Below are 24432 nucleotides of genomic sequence, written 5' to 3'. Positions count from 1 at the left end.
GCATGGTCGTCCGCAGCAACATCGTCGGCATCGACTCGCCGCAGGCGCTGGAGAAGGCGCTGCGCGCGGCTTATTATCTCGCCGATGAGGGACTCTCCACCGCTGCCTATCTCGCGCTTGCGCTAGGCAAGCCGCTGCTGCTGGAGGGTGCGCCCGGCGTCGGAAAAACCGAGGCGGCGAAGGCAGTCGCCGCGGTGCTCGGCCGCAAGCTGATCCGCCTGCAATGCTATGAAGGCGTCGACGCTGCGGCGGCGCTCTACGAGTGGAACTATCCGCGCCAGATGCTCGCGATCCGCCAGGCCGGCGAGGACAGCATCGACATCTATGGCGAGAGTTTTCTGATCGAGCGGCCGATGCTGGCCTGCCTGCGCGCGCCCGACTCGACGGTGCTGCTGATCGACGAGATCGATCGCGCCGACCAGGAGTTCGAGGCCTTCCTGCTCGAATTCCTCTCCGACTTCCAGATCTCGATTCCAGAGCGTGGCACGATCCGTGCCGCCGAGCGGCCGATCGTGGTGCTGACCTCGAACCGCACCCGTGAGCTGCATGAAGCGCTGCGCCGCCGCTGTGTCTATCATTGGATCGACTATCCCGATGCGGAGCGCGAGGCACGGATCGTGATGATGCGCGCGTCCAGCGTGGCCGAGGCGACCGCGCGCGCCGTCGTGGCGGCGGTGGCGAAGCTCAGGCGTGAGCCGTTGAGCAAGGCGCCCGGCATTGCCGAGGCGGTCGACTGGGCCGAGGCCGCGACGCTTCTGAACCAGACCGGCGCGCGCTGGCCCGACGCCTTCCGGCGCTCGATCGGCGTAGCGCTGAAGGACGAGGAGGATCTGTCCTTCATCGCGCCTCGGCTCGATGCCCTGCTCGCGGAGGCGATGACATGAGCGAGGCGCGCCTGCCGCAGGCGACTGAGATCTTCGTGACATTCGCTGCGCTGTTGCGACGAAACGGCTTCGCAATTGCGCCGGAGCAGACAACCGCCTTCCTCGCTGCGATCGAACTGCTGGGGCCTGTCAGCATCGAGGATATCCGCCGTGCCGGGACGGCGACCCTCGCGCCACCTCCCGAGCGGCTCGCGACCTACAATCTGCTGTTCGACGTCCATTTTGGTGTCGCCGAGGCGACGGCGTTCAGCGAGAGCGACAGGCAGGACGATGTCGTGCGGCTGCAGGAGGAGGGCGACAGCGCCGTCGATCCCGACATTGCGCAGGACCAGAACGAGTCCGGTCTGGCGGCAACGCGCGCCGAGGCGTTGGTTGCGCGTCGGTTGAGTGCGACTACGGGCGGCGGTCCGCTGCAGCTTCTGGCGCGTCAGGCGCGTGCGAAGCTACCGAAGCGGCGAGGCCATCGGCGCATGCGCGCGCGGCGCGGCAGCTTCGTCGACCTGCGCCTAACCTTGCGTGAAAGCGTGCGGCGCGATGGCGAGGTGCTGTCGCTGCGGCGCTTGAGGCGCCGGCCGCGGCTGCGCCGGCTGCTGCTGTTGATCGACGTCTCCGGCTCGATGAAGGCGCGGACCGAGGACAACATGCGGCTCGCTCATGTGTTGGTCCAGGCGGTGCCGCAGGCCGAGGTGTTCACCTTGGGCACGCGGCTGACGCGGGTCACGCGGCCGTTGCGGCTGAAGCGGCGCGAGCAGGCGCTGCTGGCGGCTTCGCATCTCGTCAGCGACTGGGACGGCGGCACGCGCATCGGCGAGGCGCTGCAGGCCTTCCTCGGCGTGCCGCGATTCTCGATCTATGCGCGGGGCGCGGCGGTTCTGGTGATCTCGGACGGGCTGGAGCGGGGTGACCATCAAGTGCTCCGCGAAGCCGTGTGGAAACTGTCGCTGCGCGCCTGGCGCCTGAGCTGGCTGACGCCGCTGGCGACTGGGCCGGGCTTCAGGCCGCAGACGGAAGCGCTGCAGGCCATTGCGCCACTTGTCGATGACATGGTGCCGGGCGGCTCGGACGAAGCCATCGTCGCGCATGTGTTGTCGCTGGCGCAGAGGAGGGCGGCATGACCGGCTATGTCGATGCGCATCATCACATCTGGCGCCAGGCCGACCTGCCCTGGCTGGTCGGCCCGATGCAGCCGCGGATCTTCGGGCCCTATGAGTCGATCCGGCGCGACTACCCGATCGAGGAATATCTCGGGGACATCGCCGGCAGCGGCGTGACGCAATCGGTCTACGTCCAGACGAACTGGACCAAGGACGGCTTCGAGGAGGAGGCCGCGTGGGTGCAGCGCACCGCCGATCAGCACGGCTATCCGCATGCCATCGTCGCCTATGCCGATCTCGCCGTTGATGATGCGCGGCCGCAATTCGATCGGCTCGCGCGTTATCCGCTGGTGCGCGGCGTTCGCATGCAGCTGCACTGGCATGAGAATCCATTGTACCGGTTCGCGGAGTCGCCCGATCTCTGCAGTCAACGGAATGTCCGCGCCAACATGGCGCGGCTGGCCGACTACGGCTGGTCGTTCGACCTGCAGGTGTTTGCCGGGCAAATGGCTGGCGCCGCGGCGCTGGCCGAGAGCTGTCCGGCCGTCACCTTCGTCCTCCAGCACGCCGGCATGCTGGAGGACCGGTCGCCGGCGGGACGCGAGCAATGGCGCGCCGGCATGCATAAGCTTGCGGCCTGCCGCAATGTCGTCAGCAAGCTCTCGGGCCTCGGCACCTTCATCCGCCGCAACGATCCCGCTGATGTCGCCGATGTCGTACGCGAGACCTTCGCTATCTTCGGCCCCGAGCGCTGCCTGTTCGGCTCGAACTTTCCGATCGAGAAGCTCTGGACCGACTATCGCACACTGGTGGCAGCCTATGAGGCTGCCATCCACGGCCTCGACAAGCGTACACGTGCGCAGGTCATGGGAGAGACGGCGCGCCGCGTCTATCGGCTGGGATGATACCGCCTGCAACGACAACAAAAGCAACAGGGAACGCTCATGGCGCTGGAAATCAAGATTCTCGACTATGGTGATATCGAGCTCGAATCGAGCTTCCTCGTGCTGGGCCGCGACTGCGGCCGCACCCGCCGGGTGCTGACGCTCGGCTTCCTGATCCTGGGCGGACCGTATCCGGTCGTGGTCGACACCGGCTACCGCTCCAACCAGATCATGGAGACGCTGGGCATGCGCGGGCTGCAGTACCATGAGAACATGATCGAGAACCAGCTGGCGCGGCATGGCGTGCGCATGGGCGACGTCCGTTATGTCTGCCACACCCATCTGCACATCGATCATGCGGGAAAGGACGATCTGTTCCCGATGAACACGACGGTCGTGCTTAACCGCCGCGAGCTTGAATATTCGGTGTCCGGGCTGATGCACCCGCAATATCCGGCGCCGGACATCAAGCACCTGATCGACCGGCTGCACACCAAGAGCGCGCTGCGCTTCCTCGATCTCGAGCTGACCGGACCTGTCGAGCTGATGCCGGGGGTCTATTGCGATGCCGCCAATGCCCACACCGAAGGCTCGATGAACATCCACGTCCACACCGCCGACGGCATCGCCACCATCTGCGGCGACGTGATCTACGACTTCAACGACCAGATCGTGACCCCGTTCAACGAGATCCAGGACGCGGAGCCGCGCACGACCGGCAATCACGGCACCTCGAAGCGCGCCGAGAAGGCGGCGATCAAGAAGCTGCTGTCGAGCTCCCGCTATCTGTTGCCGGTGCATGATCGCCCGGCCAAGATCGAGGGCGGTGTGGTGACAGGGCGGTTGCACGACCAGGTGCCGGGTCCCATCGTGCAGTCGCTGCCGCAGCGGCAATGGTTTCCGGCGTAGTCGGCGCGAGGATCGGCCATGACCCATGTGACCTTGCGCCCTGAATTCGAGAGCTTGATCGACCCCTACGCACCGGTGTCCCAGGTCGCGACCGGCTTCGACTTCACGGAAGGGCCGATCTGGCACCCGATCGAGCATTTCCTGCTGTTCTCCGACATGCCGACCGACGTCCGCCGCCGCTGGGACGCGAAGCGCGGCGTGGTCGAGATGCGTCGGCCGTCGAACAAGTGCAACGGCATGACCTATGATGCCGACCTCAATTTGATCGTCTGCGAGCACGCGACGTCGTCGCTGGTGCGCGAGCGGCCCGATGGCCGCCGCGAGATCCTGGCCTCGCATGTCGACAACCAGGAGCTCAACAGTCCGAACGACGTGTGCGTCCATTCCAGCGGCGCAATCTACTTCTCCGATCCCTGGTATGGCCGCATGCCGGTCTACGGCGTCGAGCGGCCGCGCCAGCTCGGCTTCCAGGGCGTCTACCGGGTGCCGCCGGGCGGCGGTCCGCCGCGGCTGCTGGTCGATCGTTATCTGTTCGACCAGCCGAACGGGCTGTGCTTCTCGCCGGACGAGGCGCTGCTCTATGTCAACGACACCGCGCAGACGTTGATCCGCGTGTTCGACGTCGGTAGCGACGGGGCGCTCTCGAACGGGCGCGTGTTTGCCAGCGGCATCCGCTCCGAGCTGGAGCCCGGCGTGCCCGACGGCATGAAATGCGATCAGCGCGGCAATGTCTGGGTGACCGCGCCGGGCGGCGTCTGGGTCTATGCGCGCACCGGCGAGTTGCTCGGCAAGGTGCGCGTCCCGGAACTGGTCGCCAATCTCGCCTGGGGCGGCGCCGATTTTCGCACGCTCTATCTCACCGCGACGCATTCGGTCTATGCGATCGCGACCAAGGTCGGCCCGCGCCACGAGCCCTATATGAGGGCCCAGACGCGGGGGGCTGCGGCGGGCTCGTCCCCATCCAGCGCGACGTCCACAGGCGCGCCACCGGCGCCGCTGCTGGCGTCGGGCGACATGCAGCTTGATCCGCGCCGCTGCGCGATGATCATCCAGGATCTGCAGAACGACGTCATCATGGACGGCGGCGCGTTTGCCGATTCGGGGGCTCCCGGTCATGCCAGGCAGCAGCGCGTCGTCGACAACGTCCTCCGGCTTGCCGAGGTCGCCCGCGCGCGCGGCGTCGTCATCGTCCACGTCTGGTTCGTCGTCGAGCCCGGTGCCCCCGGCGTGACGTTGAACGCGCCGCTGTTCGAGGGGCTGGTCGACAGCAAGGCGATGGTGCGCGGCAGCTGGGGGGCTGCGCCGGTCGCTGGGCTGGAGCCGCGGAGCGGGGACTTCGTCGTCGAGAAGATGCGGATGAGCGCCTGGGAGGGCACGCGGCTCGAGACCATTCTCAAGGCCACCGGGCGTGACGTGATCATCAATACGGGGGCCTGGACCAACATGTCGGTCGAGCACACCGCGCGCACAGGAGCCGACAAAGGCTACTTCATGGTGGTGCCGGAGGATTGCTGCTCGACGATGAACGCGGACTGGCACAATGCGTCGATCAACTTCGCCATGCAGAACGTTGCTGTCGTAACCAGGGCCGACGCAGTGATCAGGGCGCTGGGGTGAGACATGCCCAAGCTGCTGCATCTCGTCGCCTCGCCGCGGGCAGATTCGGAATCCAGCGCCGGCGCGCACGCCTTCCTCGACCGCTTCAGGCAGGCGCGGCCGGGCTGGGACGTCGACGAGATGAATCTGTGGCGCGAAAAGCTGCCGGAGTTCGAGGGCGAGATTTTGCAGGCGAAGTATGCCCGCATGGGCGGACGCGCCTTCACCGATGGCCAGCGGGAGGCGTTCGCGGTGGCCGAGCGCATGGCGGTGCGGCTCGATCTGGCCGAGCGCGTCGTGATCTCGACGCCGATGTGGAATTTCGGCATTCCCTACAAGCTCAAGCACTGGCTGGATATCATCAATCAGCCGGGCCTCACCTTTCGCTTCGATCCGTCGCGCGGCTACCTGCCACTTCTGAAGGATCGTCCAACGCTGGTGATCCTCGCCAGCGGCGGCGACTTCACCAGCGGCGTCAGCCGGGGGCGCACCGATCTCGCGACGCCCTATTTGCGCGAGGCGCTGCGCTTCATGGGGCTTCGCGATCTGCACTTCGTGGCGATCGGGCCGACCAGCGGGCCGGCCGCGCACACCGGCGTGGCGCGTGAGCGGGCGCACAGGCGGCTCGTGGAGATGGCTGCACGGTTTTGATATGACATGAAGAGGCGGGCCCGCTGCGCGTCGCGTCCGAGCTGCCGGTGGTTTCGTCCCTCGACTGGCGTCCTGTGATCGTGCTCTCGACTGATCCAGCCGCAGAAAGAATTCAACCGATAAGGTCGACTGCGGCTCCCGCCGCGTCGATCAGGTGGACACGGTCGACCTCGGTGCGCGGCAGCAGCGTACGGATCTCAGGCTCCGACATCAGACTAAACGCGGTCGAAAGCGCGTCGGCCGCCGTGGCATTGCCGGCGACCGTGGTCACGCTGCGATAGCGCTGCGCGCAGCCGCCGCTGTGCGGATCGAACAGATGATTGAAGCGGCCGTGCGGATCGAAGCGGAGGCCATAGGCGCCTGACGTCGATACGGCCCGATCGATGATCGGTAGCATCGCGGCGATCCGATCGGGAACGTCGGGGTCGGCGATTGCGATCTCCCAGGGCCGGGCGTCCGGCCGCGCGCCGATGGCGCGGGCTTCGCCCATGTCGACCAGGCTCTGCTGCACGCCTTCGCTGCGCAGCAGGTCGACGATCCGATCCGTGACATAGCCCTGCGCGATGCCATTCAGGGTGAGCGCCGTGCCGCGCGGCATGACGATGCGATCGCGGCTGACGCTGAGCCGCTGATGGCCGACCCGCGCCAGCGCCTCTTGTACGGCCGCCTGCGGTGGGCCGTCGGGATTCGCATCGGGGCGCGAAAAATGATCGGCATGGAGCGTCCACAGCGGCTGCACGGTCGGGTCGAAGCGGCCGTCGGTCAACGCGGCGTAGCGCTGCGAGAGCGTGAGGATGTCGACCAGCTCCGGCGCCGGTGCGACCAACACGCCGGTGCGGTTCAATGTGACCAGCGCCGAGTCCTCAAGATAAAGGCTGAACAGGCGCTCGAGTCGCCGTGCTTCGCTGATCGAGACCGTGATCACCCGCTCGGCCTCGCGCCGGTCATGGTGATGAAGCTTGATCGTGGCAACGGCGCCGAGCAACGTGCCGCGCCATTCGACGAGGCCAGCGGTGCTGCCGGCCGCCTGCCTGCCGCAGGGTGCGATCGCAAGGCCCGCCAGTGCGGCGCTGATGCGGATGAAGCGCCGACGCGAGAGCTGATTTGTCATCGTCGCACTTCAGTCGTGTCCTTGTGGCCCGGCTCGTTCGTGCCGGCGTTGTCGTCGGGGGAGCTCAGCACATAGTCGCGCGGCACCTCGGTGAAGCCGACGATGCGACCGCCGTGCTCGGCCGCGAAGCGCTCGGCGGCGCTCCGATCCGAGAACGGTACAGCCTCGTCGCTGCCCATGCCGCTTCTGAGTCGGCTGCCGATCACGAACACCGCCTTGCGGGCTTCGACCCAATTGTCGGCACCTGGATTGTCCCAGCTCGCGGCCTTGCCCATGTCGGAGACGTAGATCGCCTGGATGTCCTTGGGCTCGTCGGGCAGCATCGTGAAGGCGATGGCGTCGCGGGCCGAGGAGAACCACACCGGCTCGATCAGGCTGGCGGCGAAGATCTGTCCCTTGGGACCGGAATGCTCGAGCAGGTTCATGCCGCAATAATGCCCGATCGCCTCCGCCGTCAGCTTGATCGGCGGCGGCGGCGCGGCGGCCTGCTTGTCGTTGCAGGCGCCGAGAGCAAAGGCGGTGATGAGCGCGCAGGCGAAAGCGAGGCGTTTCATAGCTCCCTCCGTGAGAAGGCCAGCGCGGCGCCGGCGAGCGGTACCAACGTCCACAGCACCAGCGCCGCGAGCAGCGCCTGCACCGACAGCGTGTTGCTGCCGGCGAGCCCGGCCATGCCGGAGAACAGGCTGACATTGGCGAAGCCGGTCAGGTTGAAAAGCCGGTAGGCATCGGTCGGATTGAGCAGCAGCAGCGCGCTGAGCACGCCGCCGGAGACGTTGCGGCCCTGGTCGATCACCAGAAGGCCGAGCAACGCCATGTCGTAGATCAGGACGAGCACGAGCCACAGGCCGATGCTGACACCCGCTGCGGTGCCGCGGTCGCGCACGACGGCGCTGACGAGATAGCCGATTGCGACGAACACCGCGCCAAGCAGAACGGAGGAGCCGATCATCGCCGCGAAGGCCGCGAGCCCGTCGCTGTCGAAGTGGCTGCCGGCGATCAGCAGCGCCACCGCGGCGGCGCCATAGCCGAGGCAGGTCGCGAAGGCGAGCACCGCGAGATGACCGAGGAACTTGCCGAGCAGCACCTGCCAGCGCGCTACGGGATAGCTGAGCAGCAGCAGCATGGTGCCGCGCTCCATGTCGCCGACGATGGCATCGTGCGAGATCAGAAGCGCGATCAGCGGGATCAGGAAGATGGTCAGGCTCGACAGGCTGACGATGACCACATCGAGCGCTCGCGCGCCGACGGTACCGGTCGGTGCGCTGCCGAGGAAAGTCAGCGACAGCGCGAGTCCGGCCAGCAGCAGGGTCGAGGCCAGCACCCAGCGATTACGGATCGCCTGCTGGATCTCCTTGGCGGCGATGGTGATGACGCTGGTCATTGCGGGTGCTCCGCGTGGCGCAGGAAATGCGCGTAGAGCTCGTCGAGACTGGGTGGAATGAGCTCGAGATCCTGGACGGCGGTGGCGTCGGCCGTCGCCAGACGCAGCAGCTCGATCTTCTCGTCCGGCGCTGCGTCGATCTCGACGATGTGGCCGTTCACCCGGCGATAGGACGCGGCCGGCGGGAGCCAGGCCGGCGGGCCCGACGGCGGCAGGGAGGCGACCTTGACTCGAATCCGGGTCGGCAATCGCGCGAGGCGGCGCAGCTCGTCGAGTGTGCCGTCGGCGACCTTCAGGCCGCGGTTCATGATGATGACGCGGCCGGCGCGTTCCTCCAACTCGGTCAGCGCATGCGACGACAGCAGCACCGTCGTGCCCTCGGCGGCAAGCCGCTTGATCACCTCGTAGAAGGTCTGGCGGAGCTCCGGATCGAGACCGCTGGTCGGTTCGTCGAGCAGCAGCACGCGCGGGCGGCCGATCAGCGCCTGTGCCAGCCCAAGGCGCTGGCGCATGCCCTTGGAGTAGGTGTTGACGCGGCGCTTTGCGGCATCGCCTAGTCCGACGACGTCGAGCAGCTCGAGGGCCTGTCCGACCGGCTCGCGCTTGAGCCGTGCGTAGAAGGTCTGGGTCTCGCGGCCGGTAAGGGCGGCATCGAAGGCGACGTTCTCCGGCAGGTAGCCGAGGCGGCGCCGCGAGGAGAACTCGCCGGCGGCTGGATTTTCACCGAGTACGGCAATGGTGCCGCGGGTGGGGCGGATCAGCCCGAGCATCATCTTCATCAGCGTCGTCTTGCCGGCGCCGTTGTGGCCGATCAGCGCCACCATCTCGCCGGCGGCGAGATCGAACGAGACGCCCCTCACGGCTTCGACCTTGCCGTAGTGCTTGATCACGTCGGCGACATGGATTGTCGCGGTCATCGGGGCCCGCTTTCTGCAGCGGCGCGGCGCGCCGGCGGCGATATCAGGGGATGGCTGTCGACGACTCCGCCGGGCAGGATCGCGGGAAACTGCGCCTGCGCCCAGCGGATCACCTGCACGGCCGGGCTGTTGATCAGGACCTTGGCGGCCGGCGCGGTCCACAATACGCGGTCGATCAGATCATTCGGCCGATAGGCGGTGTCGGCGATGCCGTCGCCGTTGAGGTCGAAGCCCGGGTTGTCGCTCCAATAATTGCCGCGGCCGCTTTTCGACCAGTCGAGATGGCGGGTGCCGACATACTTGATCTGGCTGGCATTGTTGACGAAGGCATTGCCCCTGATGTCGTTGCCCTCGGAGCCGGCGGTGAAGTGAACGCCGATCTCGCACCCTTCGAACCAGTTGTCGGTGATATGGTTGTTGTTGGTGTTGTAGATGAACACGCATTTCTCGGGACCGGGACGGGCGCCGGCGGTCGGCGTGGCCGTGCTCGCATCGGCCTGCGGCACGCCTTCGTCGGTGCCCCGGTTCTCCGCGGTGGCCCAGCGGTCTGCCGGCTGCAGCCCGCCGATCACGCTGTTGCCGGAGATCTGCGAGCCATTGGCCGCGTTGAACAGCAAGCCGCGGTCGCGGTCGTGATCCGAGACGTTATCCCTCACGACGAGCGCCTTGGAGAACATCATCGCATAGCCGATGATGTTGCGGGTCGAGACGTTGCCGGAGATTTCGCTGTCGTTGGTGTACATGAAGTGCACCGCGAAGCGCAGGTCGCTGAAGCGATTGCGGCTGAAGACGTTGTTGCGGCTGGTGATGGCGAACACGCCATCGCGGCCGTACCGGAATTGGTTGTCGATCACCTTGGCGCCCGGCGCGTTCCAGACGGAGACGCCGTTGCCGGTCACGCCGCCACGCGTCGCGCGTAGGCCGATGATGCTGTTGTGACGGACCATGGCGTTGGCCGATCCGTGCAGATAGACGCCGAACAGATTGCCTTCGATGCGGTTGTTCTCGATCAGTGCGTCGTGCGCGGCCTGCTCGACGAAGATGCCGGAATCCATCTGCTCCAGCGCACGGCCGGATCCGTCGATGGCGAGGCCGCGAATGACGGTGCCCGGCGCCGCCACGGTGATGACGCTGCCCTCGCCGCCACCGCTGATCACGGCGCCTGGAGCCCCAGCCAGCGTCAGGCGGTGGCTGATCCGTAGCGGTCCGCGGTAGGTGCCGGTGGCGAGCGCGATCTCGTCGCCGTCGGCGGCGCGGTCGAGCAGGGCCTGCAGGTCGGTGGTTTCAGCTCCGACCTGCAGAGTCGCCGCCTGGGCGCGGAAGGGCAGGCCGGCGACGACGAGCGCCGCCAGCCCCAGAGTCTTGATATGGCGCATGCGCCGCATCGCTCACGCGTTCCGCGGCGAGACCAGCATGCGTCCGCGCATTTCCATGTGCATGGCGTGGCAGAACCATGTGCAGAAATACCAGTACACGCCGGGCTTGTCGGCGATGAACGTCACCGACGAGGTCTGCTGCGGATCGATCTCCATGTTGACGCCGTAGTTGACGATGCAGAAGCCGTGCACCAGGTCCTCGACGTCGTCGATGTTGGTGACATAGACGGTCACCTCGTCGCCCTGCTTGACCTCGAACTTCTCGAGCGCGTAGGCGGGCGCGCTGGACCACATGTAGACGCGCACCTTGTTGCCGTCGCGGATCACCTTGGCGTCGCTCTCCAGTGTGACGCCGTCGGCCGCGGCCTGCTTGCGGGCGTCGGCGAAGAACGGGTCGTCGCGCTTCCAGATCGAGGTCACGCGCCCCTCGAGCTTGGAGCGATGCACGATCACGGCGTCGTGCGGCTCGGCGAAGCTCGGGCCGTCATGCACCAGCTCCATCTTGTCGCCGGAGATGTCGATCAGCTGGTCGTTCTCCGGCTTGAGCGGGCCGACATTCAGGAAACGGTCCTTGGAGAACTTGTTCAGCGACAGCAGCCATTTGCCGTCGGCTTCCCTGGTCTCGCCCATCGAGGCGTGGTTGTGGCCCGGCTGATAGTGGACGTCGAGCTTCTGGATGATCGGGTTGACCTTCTCGCCCTTGAAGGCGCGCTTGGCGAGATCGAGGCTCCATTTACAGACCTGGCTGTCGAGGAACAGCGTGGTGTAGGCATTGCCCCGGCCGTCGAAGGCGGTGTGCAGCGGCCCGAGGCCGAGCTCCGGCTCGGCCACGACGACATCGCGCGGCTTGATCTTGTCGTCGAACAGGTTGTCGATCAGGCGGACGTCGATCACCGTGACCGTCGGCGCCAGCTTGCCGTTGGCGATGACATGGATGCCGTCGGGGGCCGTGTTGAGGCCGTGCGGGCTGTTCGAGACCGGAACGTAGCGGGTGTAGGGTGATCCCTTGCGGCCATCGATGACGGGAACGCCGTTCATCTCCTTGAAGTCTCCCTTCTTGACGGCCTCCTCGATGCGCTTGATGTTGAAGATCGTCACCCAGTCCTGCTCGCTCGCGGTCATCTCGGCGAGCGTCACGCCCTTCTCGGAATTGTAGCAGGTCGCGAAGGCATATTTGCCCTGGTAGTCGCAATCGGTGTTGTCGAGATTGCCGTCGACGATCACCTGCCAGGCAACCGTCATGGTGTCGCCGTCGACGGCCGAGAACATCGACCAGTATTTCGACTTGTCGTCGAGCACCTTGCCGTCGTTCGGCAGTGGCACCTCATATTCGCCGTTGCAGAACAGGTAGCCGGTGCGCGGGAATTTCTGCGGACGCATGCCGTGGATCGTGTACTGGTTCGGCAGCTCGATGATCTTGTCGCACTTCATGACGTCGGTGCGAATGCGGGCTAGGCGGGTATTGGCCTTGTCGTTGATGAAGACGTAGCGTCCGTCATAGGTGCCGTTGGTGAACGACATGTGTGGATGGTGGCAGTCGCCGTTCATCCAGATGCCGAGCCGATCCTTGAGCCGCTCGCGCGTCTCGGGCAGCAGCCCCTCGGTCATGATCTTGCGGCTCTCGTTGGTCTGGCCCCAGCCGGTGGCGCTGCACCGGTTGAAGACGGGGATACGCATCAGCTCGCGCATCGACGGCATGCCGACGATGCGAAGCTCGCCGGTCTGACCGCTGGAGAAGAAGACGTAGTATTCGTCGAGCTGACCCGGCGCGACCTCGGCCTTGCCCCCGCTCTGTCCAGCTCGCGCCTGCGCCGCGGCCGGTGTCGTCTCGATGCTCTTGCCGAGGCCGATGCTGCCGGCCACGCCGGCCGCGCCCAGTGCGGCGGTGCCGACGATCTGCCGGCGGCTGAGTTTCGTCTGGTCGTCGTCGTGCGCCATCGTCGTCTCCTTATGATGGATGGGTGAGATCGTTGGATTGGGCCGGCGCCGTCGTCGGCCGGCCGGCGTGGGTGATCACGGTCTTCGGACCGGATTTGGCGGCGCGCATCGACGGCGATGACATCGCCTCGAACTTCTCGCGCTTGAGCCGGACTTGGATCATGTGCGGACAGCGCTGGTCGTCGTAGTAGAGCTCCTGGCAATGCATGCAGTAGATGCACTCATTGACGTTGATGTGTCCCTCGGGATGGATCGACTGCACCGGGCATTCCTTGGCGCAGCGCTGGCAGGGCGAGCCGCACTCCTTCCAGCGGCGCAGCCATTCGAAGGTGCGGATGCGACCGGGAATCGCGAGCGCGGCGCCCAGCGGGCAGAGATAGCGGCAGAAGAAGCGTTCGATGAACAGGCCGATGCCGAGCAGCGCCGCGGCATACAGCACGAACGGCCAGCTGCGCGAGAATTTCAGGATGATCGCCGTCTTGAACGGCTCGACCTCCGCGACCTGCTCGGCGAGCGCGACCGAATACAGCGACAGCCCAAACAGGCCGAGGAAGATGATGTATTTGATCGGCCACAGCCGCTCGTGCAGCCCCCAGGGCACCGTGATCTGCGGCACCTTGAGCCATTTTGCCACTGTGTTGGTCAGCTCCTGCAGCGCGCCGAACGGACAGAGCCAGCCGCAGAACGGCCCGCGGCCCCAGAACAGCAGTCCAGCCGCCGTTGCCGCCCACAGGATGAAGATCAAGGGCGCTGCGAGGAAGAACTCCCAATGGAAGCCGGTCAGCAGCGCGTTGATGAAGGTGACGACGTTGACGACAGAGAGCTGGGCGTTGGCGTACCAGCCGAGCCAGACCAGCACGAACAGGAGATAGGCGCGGCGGACCCAGGTGTAGAGCCGGGGACGGCGCACCAGAATGTTCTGGAAGAAGAAGATCCCGGTGAGCACGGCCAGCGCGAGCGCGGTGATGCCGATGGAGACCGTCTGCGAGCGCCAGATGCGCATCCATAACGGCTCTTCGGTGTCGTCAGTGACTGGTTGCGCGGTGGCCGGGGCGGGCTGTGCGGCCGTCGCCGGCGTCGCAGCGGCGCGCGTCTCGTGCTTCAGATAAACGTCTGGAACGGTGTAGTCGACATCGAAGGTCAGGAACGCCTTGTCGTGGCTGCCGGTGCTTCGTTGCACCAGGAGCTGGAGCTGCCATGGCTCGGTCGGGTCGAGCGTGAATTCGGGCGGCGTGACGAACAGCCCGATCTCGCGCAGGGCAGGGGCGCCGGCGGCCGCCAGCGCACCGAGTCGCATGTGGTTCTTGTCGCGGAACCGTGTGCTCCCTCCCTCCTGCAGCACCTCGATGCGGTCGAAGATGCCGCCCCTGACATAGGCGGAGCCCTTGAACGAGTAGATGCCGTCGCCGGCGACGACGATCGCCTGCTGTCCGGGCTGCAGCCGCTGCTTGAGTCGCTGATAGCCCTCGTCGCCGAGCAGGCTGCGGCCGATGGTGGGCACGCTGGCCATGGCCACATAGAGATCGATGAAGGTGTCGCCGGCATCGCCGGGCTCGGGATTTTGCGCGGCCGCCGCATTGCCCGACTTGGCGAATGCGTCGTTGACGTCGCCGATGCTGAGATGCAGGCGCCGCACCGAGCCGTCGCCGAGCAGGCTGCCCCAGTCGCGGATCTCGCTCTTGTCGGGATCGACCGTCCTGGTCACGCCCGGCTGTGCTGCGGCGGCGCTCGCCGCGGCGCCGGCACCAATGCGGCCGCTGCGGATCAGGCGCGTGGCGGCGCGCACGATGCTGTCGTGCATCACCAGCACGGTGACCGTGGCACCCGAGACGATGTCGGCCTGCGGCGCATGTTCTGCGCCGTGCGAGATCGGCGTCATGTCCTTGCCGAGCAGGCCATTGAGTGCGGCAACGATGCGTGGCTCGGGAATGCCGATCAGCACGATCGGCTCCTTGTGATCGACCAGCTTCAGCCCGGTGATGACGCCCTTGGGATCGATGCCGACGAGGATGTGGATCGGCTTGCCCGAATAGCCGACGGAATTGGCGAAATCGGAGTTGAGATAGACGTAACCCTTGAGCTGATCGCCGCGATACACCGGCATGATCGGCGGCTCGCCTTGCGGCACGCCGAAACGATCCGCATCGGGGAAGAGCTCGCCCGGCGTGATCTTCGAGAGGTAGGTTGCGAGATCGCCGGCAGCATGTGCTGCGCGCGGGGCCGCGATCGTGCAGAGCCCGATGAGGATTGCTACCAAGATAGCAGGCATGCGCCACCGTTTGGTGGCGACATCACTCGCAACCATGATCACCTCAAGCGGAACGGCCGGCCCACGAAGGGGCCGTATTCCAGTCAGGACTGTTTCGGGGAAGGAAAGGATCGTCGCCATTGACAATCCCGGAGCAAATAGAGTCGGGCTAAATTGACTCCTTATCGTGCCGGTTGTCTAGTGGGTCGCAATCCGACGGACGTTGCGCTGGATCAAACAGGCCAGGACAATCAGGCAGACTATCATATGTTGTTGTCACGCACGCTTTCGCTCAAGTCGGAACCGGCCGGAAACCTGCATTCGATTGACGAGCTGTTCGCGCTCGCCAATGCGATGGAGCAGGAGGCGGCCGATCGCTACGACGAGCTGTCCGGAGAGATGCAGCGTCAAGGCCGGCTCGATCTGGCCGACGTCTTCGCGAGGTTGGCCGCGGCCGAGCGCGAGCATGTCGACAGTGTCGCGCAATGGTCGCAAGCGCGAACGGGGCGTGCCCCCGATGCGTCGCTGGTGCGCTGGCAGCCGCCGGAGACCTTTGAGCCCGGCGCGGCGCGCGAAATCCAGGACTCGCGGCTGATGACGCCGTACCGCGCGCTGTCGATGGCGGTGCGCAACGAGGAGCGGGCCTTCGCGTTCTGGTCCTATGTCGCGGCATTTGCCGATGATCCCGAGGTCAAGAAGGCGTCTGAGGCCATGGCGCGAGAGGAACTCGGTCACGTCGCGACGCTGCGCAAGGAGCGGCGCCGTGCCTATCATCTTGAGACCGACGCCAGGCGCGCGGCGACGGTGGCGTCGGACACGGGCACGATCGACGCCGGCCGGCTGGAACGCCACCTCGCGGAACTGCTCGGCGCGATGGCGTCGCGTGCCACGGGCCGACCGGCAGATCGCGTGCGCGAGCTTGCGCGGGAAGCGGCGGCAATGGCATCGGAGGTTGCGGACCTGCTGCGCCTGCCGGCTGGGCTCGCGCAAGCCGATGCAGCCGTGCTGGCGGAGGCGCTCGCGGACGCGTATCTGGAGCATGCGGAGCGAGCGACCGAACCGGACCGGCTCGATCTGATGCAGCGGCTGGCGTCGCAGGCGATCGCCCGGCTGGCCTGGCTGCGGTCGCTCGGTTGAGTCCGACTTAAGAGCTGCTTGGCGAAAGACGAGGGTCGCCCAGCCAGGCTGGGCGACCCGATCATGATGAGGCTCAGTTGCGGGCCGGCGCCGGCACGGCGGTGCGGTTCGCCGGCACCGTGACGGGCTGGAAGGAAAACACGTCGCGGCTGCGCGGATCGACGGTCACCTTGACCCAGCGCACGTCGTTGTTGCCGTTGCCCTGATTGTCGCCGAACGTTTCGACACGAACGAAGTTCTCCAGCCGCTGGCCGGCACTGTTGAGCAACGGCTGGTCGATCCGGAAGTAATGGGAATCGCCGTGGACGTAGGCGACCGGCTTGCGGAACGCCTCGACTTCGGTGCGTAAGGCGGTCAGAAAGCTGATGAAGCCGTCCGGCTGCCCGTCCGTCTCGGCGAGCGTCTTGGGATCGCGCAGCGGCGCGCGCGTGGGATCGGCCTGGTCCCAGCCCGGGTTGCCCTGGGTGATGAACATCACCGCAGCGGAATGGCGCTTCCTGGCCTCTGCGAAGGTCTGCTGCATCCAGAGAATCACGGCTGCATTGCGCGCGTTGTATTCGTCCGGATCTGGATTGGTGTCGCAGAGATTGTTGCAGGAGCCCTGGATGTTCAGCGTCGCATAGGTCACGCGGCCAACGGTCCAGCGGCGATTCTCGACGCAGCCGACCTTGGTGCCGTTGGCGCTGAGACACAGCGGATCGGTCTGCACCTCCTGGCGCAGCTTGCGCTGGCCGAGCGAGAACGGCGTCGAGAAGAACACCTTGCGCTCGTAGTCGAGCCGGTCGCGTGAGTTGAAGCCGCCATTCGAGGGGCGATCGCAATCGACCCAGTCGTTGTCGCCGGGCGTGAACATGGCCGGCGCCTCGAGGCTGTTGAAGAAGGCGAGCGCCTGGGCATAGAGGCCGGCGTCGCAGGCGGAATTGGAGCCCTGCTTCAGGTCGCCGTCATGCGCGGTGAACTTCAGCCGGTGGGCGTTCATGTCCGCGATCAGGTTCGGGACGCCGACGGTGGCCTGCAGCGTGGAATAGGGTAGGTCGCCCCACAGACCGATGGCGTAGCTGTCGTCGTCGTCGTCGTCGAAGCCGTGATCGTGCGCGAGGCTTGGCGCGGCAGCGGCGAACGCGAGCAACAACATCGTGACAGACAATGTGAGCAGTTCGTGAAAGGCAGATTTGAATGATGATCGAAGTGACATTCTACAAGATCCCCCAAGACCTCGGTTGCATCGCGCCGCTTCATTAAGCGGCGGCGGGACGATGCGGAGGGTCGATAACGGGGGCGTGACGATCGGCTGACAATCCGCTGACGGCGTCACGATGTTGCAATTCGGTGCACCATCAATGTCGTCCGCCGCGGACAATGCACAGAAGGGCCCGCCGCAACGTGTGCGGCGGGCTGTTCTTGACAACGGCAGACTCCCGTCGATCAGCGGTCGTCGCCGTGTCCGTGCTCACCGTGGTCGTGATGATGCCAGCCGCCGTCGTGATCGTGATCGCCATCGTTATCGCTGAAGGCGAACAGGTTCATCAGGTCGCCGATCGCCGGACGGTTCTTCGGCACGTAGCGGTTGTCGTCCCGATCATGAATCGGGTTGGGCAGCCGGTCGCGGCTGACGGCGGAGATCGTGGGCAGCCGCCAGTTGCGCTCGATGAATTTCAGCAGCGAGACGTGATCGTAGTAAGTGTGATCGATATGGCCCTTCTTGGCCAGCGGCGAGACCAGGATGAAGGGAATGCGGGTGCCGTCGCCGAGGAAGTCCACCGGCTGGACATAGCCGGAGTCGTAGTAACCGCCGCCCTCGTCCGTCGTGATGAAGATCGCGGTCTTGGCCCAGAGCTGCGGGTCGGCCTTGACGCGATTGATCAGGGCCTCGAGGAATTTTTCGTAGAGGTCGGTGGTCGAATCGGCGGGATGCCCTGCGAGCGCCTCGAACGGACGCACGAACGACACGGCGGGCAGCGTGTTGTTCTGCACGTCCTTCACGAAGGCGCCGTAGTTCTGCAGCTTGGCTTCCTCCGTCGGAGTCTTCATGATCTTGTTGAAGCCGGTGAGCGGGTCGCAGATGCCGCAATAGGAGTGGAACAGCAGCGGCACGCCGTCGACGCTCTTGGCGAAGGTGGTGGCGTCGTCGCCGCGATCGGCGCTGTAGTACTTCCAGGACACGCCCTTTGCCGTCATCACGTCAGCGATGGTCGGCGCACTCTGCGGCGGCAGCACGAACTTGTCGGAGCCGAGCGCATTCGGCTTCGCGCTGGTCTGGTTCCAGAACATGCTGTAATTGTTGACGAGATAATAATGGTTCGACGCGCAATTGTTGCTGGTGACGCCGTTCTTGAACAGCTGCTCGTTGATGGCGGCGACGCCGGGCGCTGACGGATCGGAGCAGTTGACGTAGGAGCCGCCGCTGTAGCCGTCCTGCTTGTAGTAGTTGTTGGTGCCGGCAACCGGATCCGGATTTTCGATCTGGTTGGCATAGGGCACGGCCGGGGCGCCGTTCAGCGTCTCGGGGTTGGTGAAAAACGCGGCGTGGCCGGTCACGAGGGCCTGGAAGTTGGCGCCGGTGCCGCCCATGATGGCCTGATGATAATTGTCGCTGATCGCATATTCGTCGGCGAGCTGCTTGAAGAACGGCGCGTCACCGGGCTGGGCCTTGCCGGCGGCATCGGTGAACGGGTTCATGTTGTAGAAGCCCATCGAGATGGCGCCTTCCATCGGGTTGAACCCGCCGGCCGGATAGGGCTGTCCGTTCGAGCCGGTGCCGATGGTCTGCTCGACCCACACGAACTTGTCGTGCTTGCCGCCGTCGATGTCCTGCCACATCTGGAAGAAGCGGTGCACCGGATCGCCGGTATAGGCGGCGTAGGAGACGTATTTCGAAATCTGATACGGGCCATTGGGAAGATTGGCCGGGAAGCGGGTGTCGAGGACGTTCTGCGGCAGGCCGATTCCATATGTGGTGTAGGGCTGCGGCAGCGTTGCGTAGGCGCCAGTGGACGCGGTCTCGGCACTGTAGCGAGCCTCGTCGCGACCGATCCGCTGTTCCGCCTTCTTGAAATGCCGCCCCGGCGTGCCGTCCTCGTTGACGATGCCCTTGCTGAGCAGATTGTCGATGGCCTGACCAGCCTTCGGCTTGTAGGTGCCGAACAGATTGTCGAAGGTGTGGTTCTCACCGACGATGATGATGACGTGCTCGATCGGGGTGCTGGTCGCCGCGCCGGCGAAGGCTGGTGCGACGCTGGTCGCGGTGAAGACGGCGGTGGTCGCAAGGGCGAGCGCCTTGGACCGCGTGACTGTTCTGGTCATGACATCTCCGGACGGAGTGGGGTGGTGGCGCGCGCTTACGAATGGCTGCTCGCCTGCGGCAATTTATCGCGGCAACAAATTGCAACGTGGTGTCGGTCTTGCTTCGGTTTTGTGAAATGCGCGCGGGACGCGCATTTGCGTAGATGCAGGAGACGCACGGCGCAGCATCGTGCAGGCCCGGCATCACATGCCGGCGGGCCTTCGCTCATCGCCGCAGGAAGCCGGCTCGCTCTGAACTCTGAAGAAGATCGCCGATCGGCGATGCCGGTCAGAGCTGGCCCGGGATCCAGTCCAGCGCGAGGGCCTGGCCTTGGGCGATCTGGCTGGCCGACATCTTCGAGGCCACGGCGTTGCGAAGCCGCAGGAAGTAGCTGCGCTGGGTCGACTTGGCATGTCCGGCAGCAAGGTTCAGCCATTTGTAGGCGAGCACGACGTCCTGTGGAACGCCATGACCCTTGTCGTACATCAGGCCGAGCATCGCTTGGCCGAACGGATTGCCGGCTGCGGCGGCCTGGCAATAGAGATCGCTGGCGACCTCGTAGGCCTGCGGGGTTCCAAAGCCGTTTTCATACATGAAGCCGAGCATCGCCTGAGCGCGTGGATCGCCGCGCAGGGCAGGCGGGGTCAGCACGCGCACGGCGCGGACGAAGTCGCCGCGCGCATAGGCGATGCGTGCGGTGCTGACCGAATCGGCGCGAACGGGCGAGGCCAGTGCTCCCAGCAGCAGGATGGCTGCGGAGCAGGCGATGGCGAGGCGCCCCATCGTCGGCCGGATCACTTGGCTGGGGTCAACGGGTGGTGCGGACACGCAAATCATCCGTGATGCTCGCTCCGACTGATCCGCGGAGCTTGGAACGGAGTTCTTCTGCGACCTGATGCGCATCGCTGCCGTCGCGAATGATCTGCGGCCGGATGAAGATGATGAGCTCGGTGCGCGTGCCCTTCTTGCCCTGATGCGAGAACGCGTCGCCAAGAACTGGAATCTCGTCGAAGCCCGGAATGCCGTTGCGATTGCCGGTCTGCTGCTCGCTGATCAGGCCCGCCAGCAGCACGGTCTGGCCGTTGGCGACGGAGATGGCGCTCTTGACCTTGCGCTGCGACACCGTCGGCGTGAGACTTGCGGCGGTCTGGGCCGCGACGTTGCTGATCTCCTGCTCGACCTCAAGCCGCACATTGCCGTTGGCGGCGATCCGCGGCACGACGCGCAGGATGATGCCGGTGTTGCGATAGTCGATGGTGTTGACCACCGTGTTGCTCGACGACAGTACGGTCGCGCTGCCGGTCGATACCGGCACGACGTCGCCGACCTGCAGGGTGGCGGTCTGGTTGTTGATCACGACCAGCGAGGGATTGGAGAGCACCTTGACGCTGGTGACAGTATGGAGTGCGTCGAGGATCATGTTGGGCGAGGCTTCGTGTCCGATCAGGAAGTTGAAGCCGGGCAGAGCGCGGTTGATCAAGGCCGTCGTCGCCGCGGATGTCGTGGCCGTGGCCACCGACGTGGCTTGCGTATTGGTGATCGATCCTTTGTCGGTCCCGAGGCCGAGCACCTTGCTCGAAAGATAGGCCTGCACGCCGTAGGACAGCTCGTTGGTGAGCGTCACTTCGGCAATCGTGGCGTCGATGCCGACCTGCAGCACCGGCTGGTCGAGCTGCTGCAGCGTGCTGGAGATGATGCGGTAGTTCTCGCGGTCGGCATAGATGAGCAGCGAGTTGTTCACCGTGTCCGGGGTGATCCGGACATTCGGCATGATGGCCTGGCCTCCGCCGGCACCACTGCTGCGTGGCTCCAGCCCGGTTGAGGACGGCGTACTGCTGGAAGACGACGTGCTAGAAGATGACATGCTCGAGAGGCCACCGCCTTGGGACCTGCTCGTCGGATTGGCGCTCGAACTCGATGATCCCGCTGCATTGGTGTTGAAGGAGAGCCGATCGGCGACCGACGTCGTCGTGCCGTCGGACCCCGGCGCGGTCTGGCCGTCGGCGCTGTCGGTGGAGGACGAGCCGGCGCCGCCGAACATGTCGGTGAGCACCTTGGCGAGCTGGCGCGCGTCGCCGTAGCGGACGCGGTAGACGTGGACGCTGGTGCGCCCGGAGTCGGCCTGGTCGAGCCGGCGAATCCAGGTCGCCGCGCTCTGCAGCAGCGCCGGCTTGCGCGTTACGACCATGATCGCGTTCAGGCGATTGACGACCTGCAGCTTGACCAGGCTCTGGCTCAGCCCGTTCTCGCCGGAATCCATGATCTTTTCCAGCTCCGCCATCAACGGCTCGGGCGCCGAATTGCTGACGGGAAAGATGCCGACCGACTGGCCGCGCATCCAGTCGACGTCGAAGCTCATCACGGTTTCGATCGCGGAGCGTCGCTCGGCTCCTGTGCCCTGGATCAGCAGCAGATTTCGGGTGGTGTCGGCGCGCACGCTGCCGGCGCGGGTCGCGAAGCTGTCCATCAGCTTGAGGATCGTCTGCGCGCCGACATATTGCAGCGGCACGACGGAGACGCCGTAGCCGGGCTCGGCGCGGCCGGCCTCGCCGTCGACGCGTCCGGCGCCGATAGCGTCGCCGAGCGGGGTCAGCTTGTAGCCGCCGCCTTCGCGGACCAGCACGACGCCCGACAGGCGCAGCGCGCTCTCCAGCACGAACAGGATGTCGGATTTCGGCACCGGCCGCGCCGACACCAGGCTGACGCTGCCCTGCACGCGGGGATCGATCGCGTAGCCCGCGCCGAGGATGTCACCGATCACGACCTTCGCGACCACTGCGATCGGCGTGTTCTCGAAATTGAGGTCATAGCCCTTACCATCGGCCGCCGGAAGCGGCCTGACCTCGGCGACCTCCTGGACCGTGGTCCCCTGATAGGTCCGCGCGCTCGCGCGCTCGACCTCGGGGCGTCCCTGGATCGATGCGACCGGTGCATTGTCGCGCGGCAGGATATCGAGCGAGCGCACCTTGTCGATGACGTCGACATCGGCCGGCGCACTGGCCTGGGAATTGAGCGTTGCCATGTTGCAGGACGCGAGCAGCACCGCGATGGTCAGCAACCAGGCATGTCTGACAACCGCAGCGGACTGGCTTCGATTGCCGATACGAAACATGGACTTACCGATCTACTCGTGTTGACCGGCCGAACCAGGATCGCGCCTCGTTCGACCGCGCAGCCTGCATAGCGGTCCAATGTGACACTTATGTATCTTTGCCTGATGCCGCCCGCCTTTGCGCGACATGTGTGTCGGAAATGTCCGCGCCGTCCACATTCGTACAGCCGTCATGTTCGCGATCGATAACGTCGGTCGCCAGTTGCGCCGTGCCGAGACGTAGAGCCGGCACGGGCGCCACCCGGATCACGCCATGAGCGGTACACTGTCGACCCAATTCCATGCCTATCTTCGCGAGCGCCATCCCCTGGCGGCGGGCGAAGGCGGAGCTGCGGGCGAAACGCAGAGCGCGCTCTGGGACAGGTTCGGCCTGACCGCCGACGTTTTCGCGGAGGAGGTCGCCGGCTTCACCGGACTGGAGCGCGTCGCGCTGCGCGAGCTGATGGCGGCACTGCCCGCGGTGAGTGAGTTCTCCGATCGCTTCCTGCGCGAAGTGCTCGGCTATCCATACAAAGACTCTGACGGCGCCGCCGTGTTCGCGATGGCCGACCCGACCGATCAGGCCGTGCGCCGGGCCGCCGAGCTGGTGCTCGGCCCGCAGACTCTTTTCAAGGTCGCCTCGCATGAGGATGTCGCCGTCGTCCTCGACCAACGACTTGGTGATTCCGACGAGGCCGAGATCTCGCCGGCGCAGGAGCTCCGCGACGACGACATCGAAAGTCTGCGCGATCTCGCGAGCGGCGCGCCGGTCGTCCGCGCGGTCAACGACCTGATCGAGAAGGCCGTCGAGATGCGCGCCAGCGACATCCACATCGAGCCGTTCTCGACCGGTCTCGTGGTCAGGCTGCGGGTCGACGGCCTGTTGCGTCCGATCGCGGCGCCTGCGGGCGTGCTGCCGCAGGCGGTGATCTCGCGCATCAAGATCGTCGCCGGTCTCAACATTGCCGAGCGGCGTCTGCCGCAGGACGGGGCCGCGCGCATTCGCGCCGGCCGAGCCGAAATCGACGTCCGTGTTGCGATCATGCCAACCCAGCACGGGGAATCGGCGGTGCTGCGCATCCTGCCGAAGGATCGCTCGCAGCTGGTGGCGAGCCGTCTCGGCCTCTCCACGCGCGACGACACCGCGCTCCGGCGCCTGATCACGCTGCCGCACGGCATGATCGTGATCACGGGGCCGACCGGCAGCGGCAAGACCACGACCCTGGCGACGATCCTGTCCATGCTCAACACGCCGGAGCGCAAGATCCTCACTGTCGAGGATCCGGTGGAATATGAGATCCCCGGCATCAATCAGTCGCAGATCAAGCCGGCGATCGGGCTGACATTCGCGAGCGCGCTGCGCTCCTTCGTGCGTCAGGATCCCGACGTCATCATGGTCGGCGAGGTCCGAGACAGCGAGACGGCACATGTCGCCGTCCATGCCGCGCTGACCGGCCATCTGGTGCTGACGACGCTGCACACGGAAACCGCCGCGGCGGCGGTGCCGCGCCTGCTCGACCTTGGCGTCGAAGGCTTCTTGTTGCGCTCGACCCTGCGCGCGGTGATCGCGCAGCGGCTGGTGCGCCAGCTCTGTGATCACTGCAAGACGCCGCAGCCGCTTGATGAGGAGACGTGCCGCCAGGATCCGCGCCTCGGTCATCTCGGCCTCGTGCCCGGCGACCTCACCTGGCATCCGACGGGATGCGAGCGATGCGGTCAGAGCGGCTATCGCGGCCGTGTCGGCGTGTTCGAGCTGCTCGAGCTGACCAGCAGCCTGCGCGAGCTGATCGCTGATAGTGCCGACGGTCTCGCGATCGATCGGCTCGCGATCCGGGAAGGCATGACGACGATGCTTGACGACGGCGTCGCCAAGTGCCGCGCCGGCGTCACCTCGGCCTCCGAGCTGCTTCGTGTCCTCGTGGCGCGGTGAGG

19 protein-coding genes are annotated in these 24432 nt (G+C 65.9%); 8 read left to right on the top strand and 11 right to left on the bottom strand.

The features are described 5' to 3' along the window. Nucleotides 1-2: 2 nt before the first annotated feature. Genes QX132_RS15570 through QX132_RS15545 form a run of 6 tightly spaced genes read left to right on the top strand, consistent with a single transcriptional unit; the run spans nucleotide 3 to nucleotide 6018 of the window. Nucleotides 3-884: a MoxR family ATPase gene (locus tag QX132_RS15570; protein WP_315739539.1), complete on the top strand. Its 882-nt coding sequence runs from the start codon at nucleotides 3-5 to the stop codon at nucleotides 882-884. Further along, nucleotides 881-1999, top strand: coding sequence for a VWA domain-containing protein (locus QX132_RS15565; protein WP_316161805.1), 1119 nt, complete (start codon nucleotides 881-883; stop codon nucleotides 1997-1999). The genes QX132_RS15570 and QX132_RS15565 overlap by 4 nt, the downstream gene beginning before the upstream one ends. After that, nucleotides 1996-2883 carry an amidohydrolase family protein gene (locus QX132_RS15560; RefSeq protein ID WP_316161804.1) on the top strand — a complete coding sequence of 296 codons (888 nt, stop codon included), beginning with the start codon at nucleotides 1996-1998 and terminating at the stop codon, nucleotides 2881-2883. Before QX132_RS15565 ends, QX132_RS15560 begins: the two co-directional genes overlap by 4 nt. A gap of 39 nt (nucleotides 2884-2922) precedes the next feature. Then, nucleotides 2923-3771, top strand: a complete 849-nt coding sequence (locus tag QX132_RS15555; RefSeq protein ID WP_315758239.1) for an MBL fold metallo-hydrolase — start codon at nucleotides 2923-2925, stop codon at nucleotides 3769-3771. 18 nt (nucleotides 3772-3789) lie between these two features. Continuing rightward, nucleotides 3790-5388, top strand: a complete 1599-nt coding sequence (locus QX132_RS15550) for an isochorismatase family protein (protein ID WP_316161803.1) — start codon at nucleotides 3790-3792, stop codon at nucleotides 5386-5388. A 3-nt stretch (nucleotides 5389-5391) separates the two neighbouring features. Then, complete coding sequence (locus tag QX132_RS15545; RefSeq protein WP_315776966.1) at nucleotides 5392-6018, top strand: NAD(P)H-dependent oxidoreductase; 627 nt, start codon at nucleotides 5392-5394, stop codon at nucleotides 6016-6018. A gap of 112 nt (nucleotides 6019-6130) precedes the next feature. On the opposite strand, the gene QX132_RS15540 is transcribed toward QX132_RS15545, so the two are convergent. The 7 genes from QX132_RS15540 to QX132_RS15510 are packed head-to-tail and all read right to left on the bottom strand — an operon-like array spanning nucleotide 6131 to nucleotide 15046. Next, a complete protein-coding gene (locus QX132_RS15540) occupies nucleotides 6131-7129 on the bottom strand; it encodes an FAD:protein FMN transferase (RefSeq protein ID WP_316161802.1) in 999 nt (332 codons plus the stop codon). Beyond that, nucleotides 7126-7683 carry a nitrous oxide reductase accessory protein NosL gene (locus QX132_RS15535; RefSeq protein WP_315812240.1) on the bottom strand — a complete coding sequence of 186 codons (558 nt, stop codon included), beginning with the start codon at nucleotides 7681-7683 and terminating at the stop codon, nucleotides 7126-7128. The genes QX132_RS15540 and QX132_RS15535 overlap by 4 nt, the downstream gene beginning before the upstream one ends. Continuing rightward, the gene (locus QX132_RS15530; protein ID WP_316161800.1) at nucleotides 7680-8510 is read right to left on the bottom strand and encodes an ABC transporter permease; all 831 of its coding nucleotides are present in this window, start codon (nucleotides 8508-8510) and stop codon (nucleotides 7680-7682) included. The genes QX132_RS15535 and QX132_RS15530 overlap by 4 nt, the downstream gene beginning before the upstream one ends. Further along, entirely contained in the window at nucleotides 8507-9427 is a 921-nt protein-coding gene (locus tag QX132_RS15525) for an ABC transporter ATP-binding protein (RefSeq protein ID WP_316161798.1), read from the bottom strand. The genes QX132_RS15530 and QX132_RS15525 overlap by 4 nt, the downstream gene beginning before the upstream one ends. After that, nucleotides 9424-10812, bottom strand: coding sequence for a nitrous oxide reductase family maturation protein NosD (locus QX132_RS15520; protein ID WP_316161797.1), 1389 nt, complete (start codon nucleotides 10810-10812; stop codon nucleotides 9424-9426). Before QX132_RS15520 ends, QX132_RS15525 begins: the two co-directional genes overlap by 4 nt. 3 nt (nucleotides 10813-10815) lie before the next feature. After that, entirely contained in the window at nucleotides 10816-12741 is a 1926-nt protein-coding gene (gene nosZ, locus QX132_RS15515; protein WP_315776962.1) for a TAT-dependent nitrous-oxide reductase, read from the bottom strand. Nucleotides 12742-12751: 10 nt separating this feature from the next. Continuing rightward, nucleotides 12752-15046, bottom strand: a complete 2295-nt coding sequence (locus QX132_RS15510) for a 4Fe-4S binding protein (RefSeq protein ID WP_410052864.1) — start codon at nucleotides 15044-15046, stop codon at nucleotides 12752-12754. A gap of 210 nt (nucleotides 15047-15256) precedes the next feature. On the opposite strand from QX132_RS15510, the gene QX132_RS15505 reads away from it, so the two are divergent. Further along, a complete protein-coding gene (locus QX132_RS15505) occupies nucleotides 15257-16126 on the top strand; it encodes a ferritin family protein (RefSeq protein WP_316161871.1) in 870 nt (289 codons plus the stop codon). Nucleotides 16127-16199: 73 nt separating this feature from the next. Here QX132_RS15505 and QX132_RS15500 read toward each other — a convergent pair whose 3' ends face one another. The 4 genes from QX132_RS15500 to gspD all read right to left on the bottom strand — a co-directional run bounded on the left by QX132_RS15500 (nucleotide 16200) and on the right by gspD (nucleotide 22521). Beyond that, nucleotides 16200-17321 (bottom strand): hypothetical protein, encoded by a 1122-nt coding sequence (locus QX132_RS15500; RefSeq protein WP_316161794.1) that lies wholly within the window; start codon nucleotides 17319-17321, stop codon nucleotides 16200-16202. 230 nt (nucleotides 17322-17551) lie between these two features. Beyond that, on the bottom strand, nucleotides 17552-19429 hold the full coding sequence (locus QX132_RS15495; protein WP_316161792.1) for an alkaline phosphatase family protein: 1878 nt from the start codon (nucleotides 19427-19429) through the stop codon (nucleotides 17552-17554). 268 nt (nucleotides 19430-19697) lie between these two features. Beyond that, on the bottom strand, nucleotides 19698-20246 hold the full coding sequence (locus QX132_RS15490) for a tetratricopeptide repeat protein (protein ID WP_315812245.1): 549 nt from the start codon (nucleotides 20244-20246) through the stop codon (nucleotides 19698-19700). Beyond that, on the bottom strand, nucleotides 20218-22521 hold the full coding sequence (gene gspD / locus QX132_RS15485) for a type II secretion system secretin GspD (RefSeq protein WP_316161791.1): 2304 nt from the start codon (nucleotides 22519-22521) through the stop codon (nucleotides 20218-20220). The genes QX132_RS15490 and gspD overlap by 29 nt, the downstream gene beginning before the upstream one ends. A 253-nt stretch (nucleotides 22522-22774) precedes the next feature. Here gspD and QX132_RS15480 point away from each other — a divergent pair, with 253 nt between their 5' ends. Further along, nucleotides 22775-24430: a GspE/PulE family protein gene (locus tag QX132_RS15480; RefSeq protein ID WP_316161789.1), complete on the top strand. Its 1656-nt coding sequence runs from the start codon at nucleotides 22775-22777 to the stop codon at nucleotides 24428-24430. Nucleotides 24431-24432 lie beyond the last annotated feature (2 nt).

The sequence above is a fragment of the Bradyrhizobium sp. SZCCHNRI20481 genome (assembly GCF_032485055.1).
Lineage (GTDB): Bacteria > Pseudomonadota > Alphaproteobacteria > Rhizobiales > Xanthobacteraceae > Bradyrhizobium.
The sequence above is the reverse complement of the archived record's forward strand: the minus strand, read 5'-3'. Positions and strand labels throughout refer to the sequence as shown.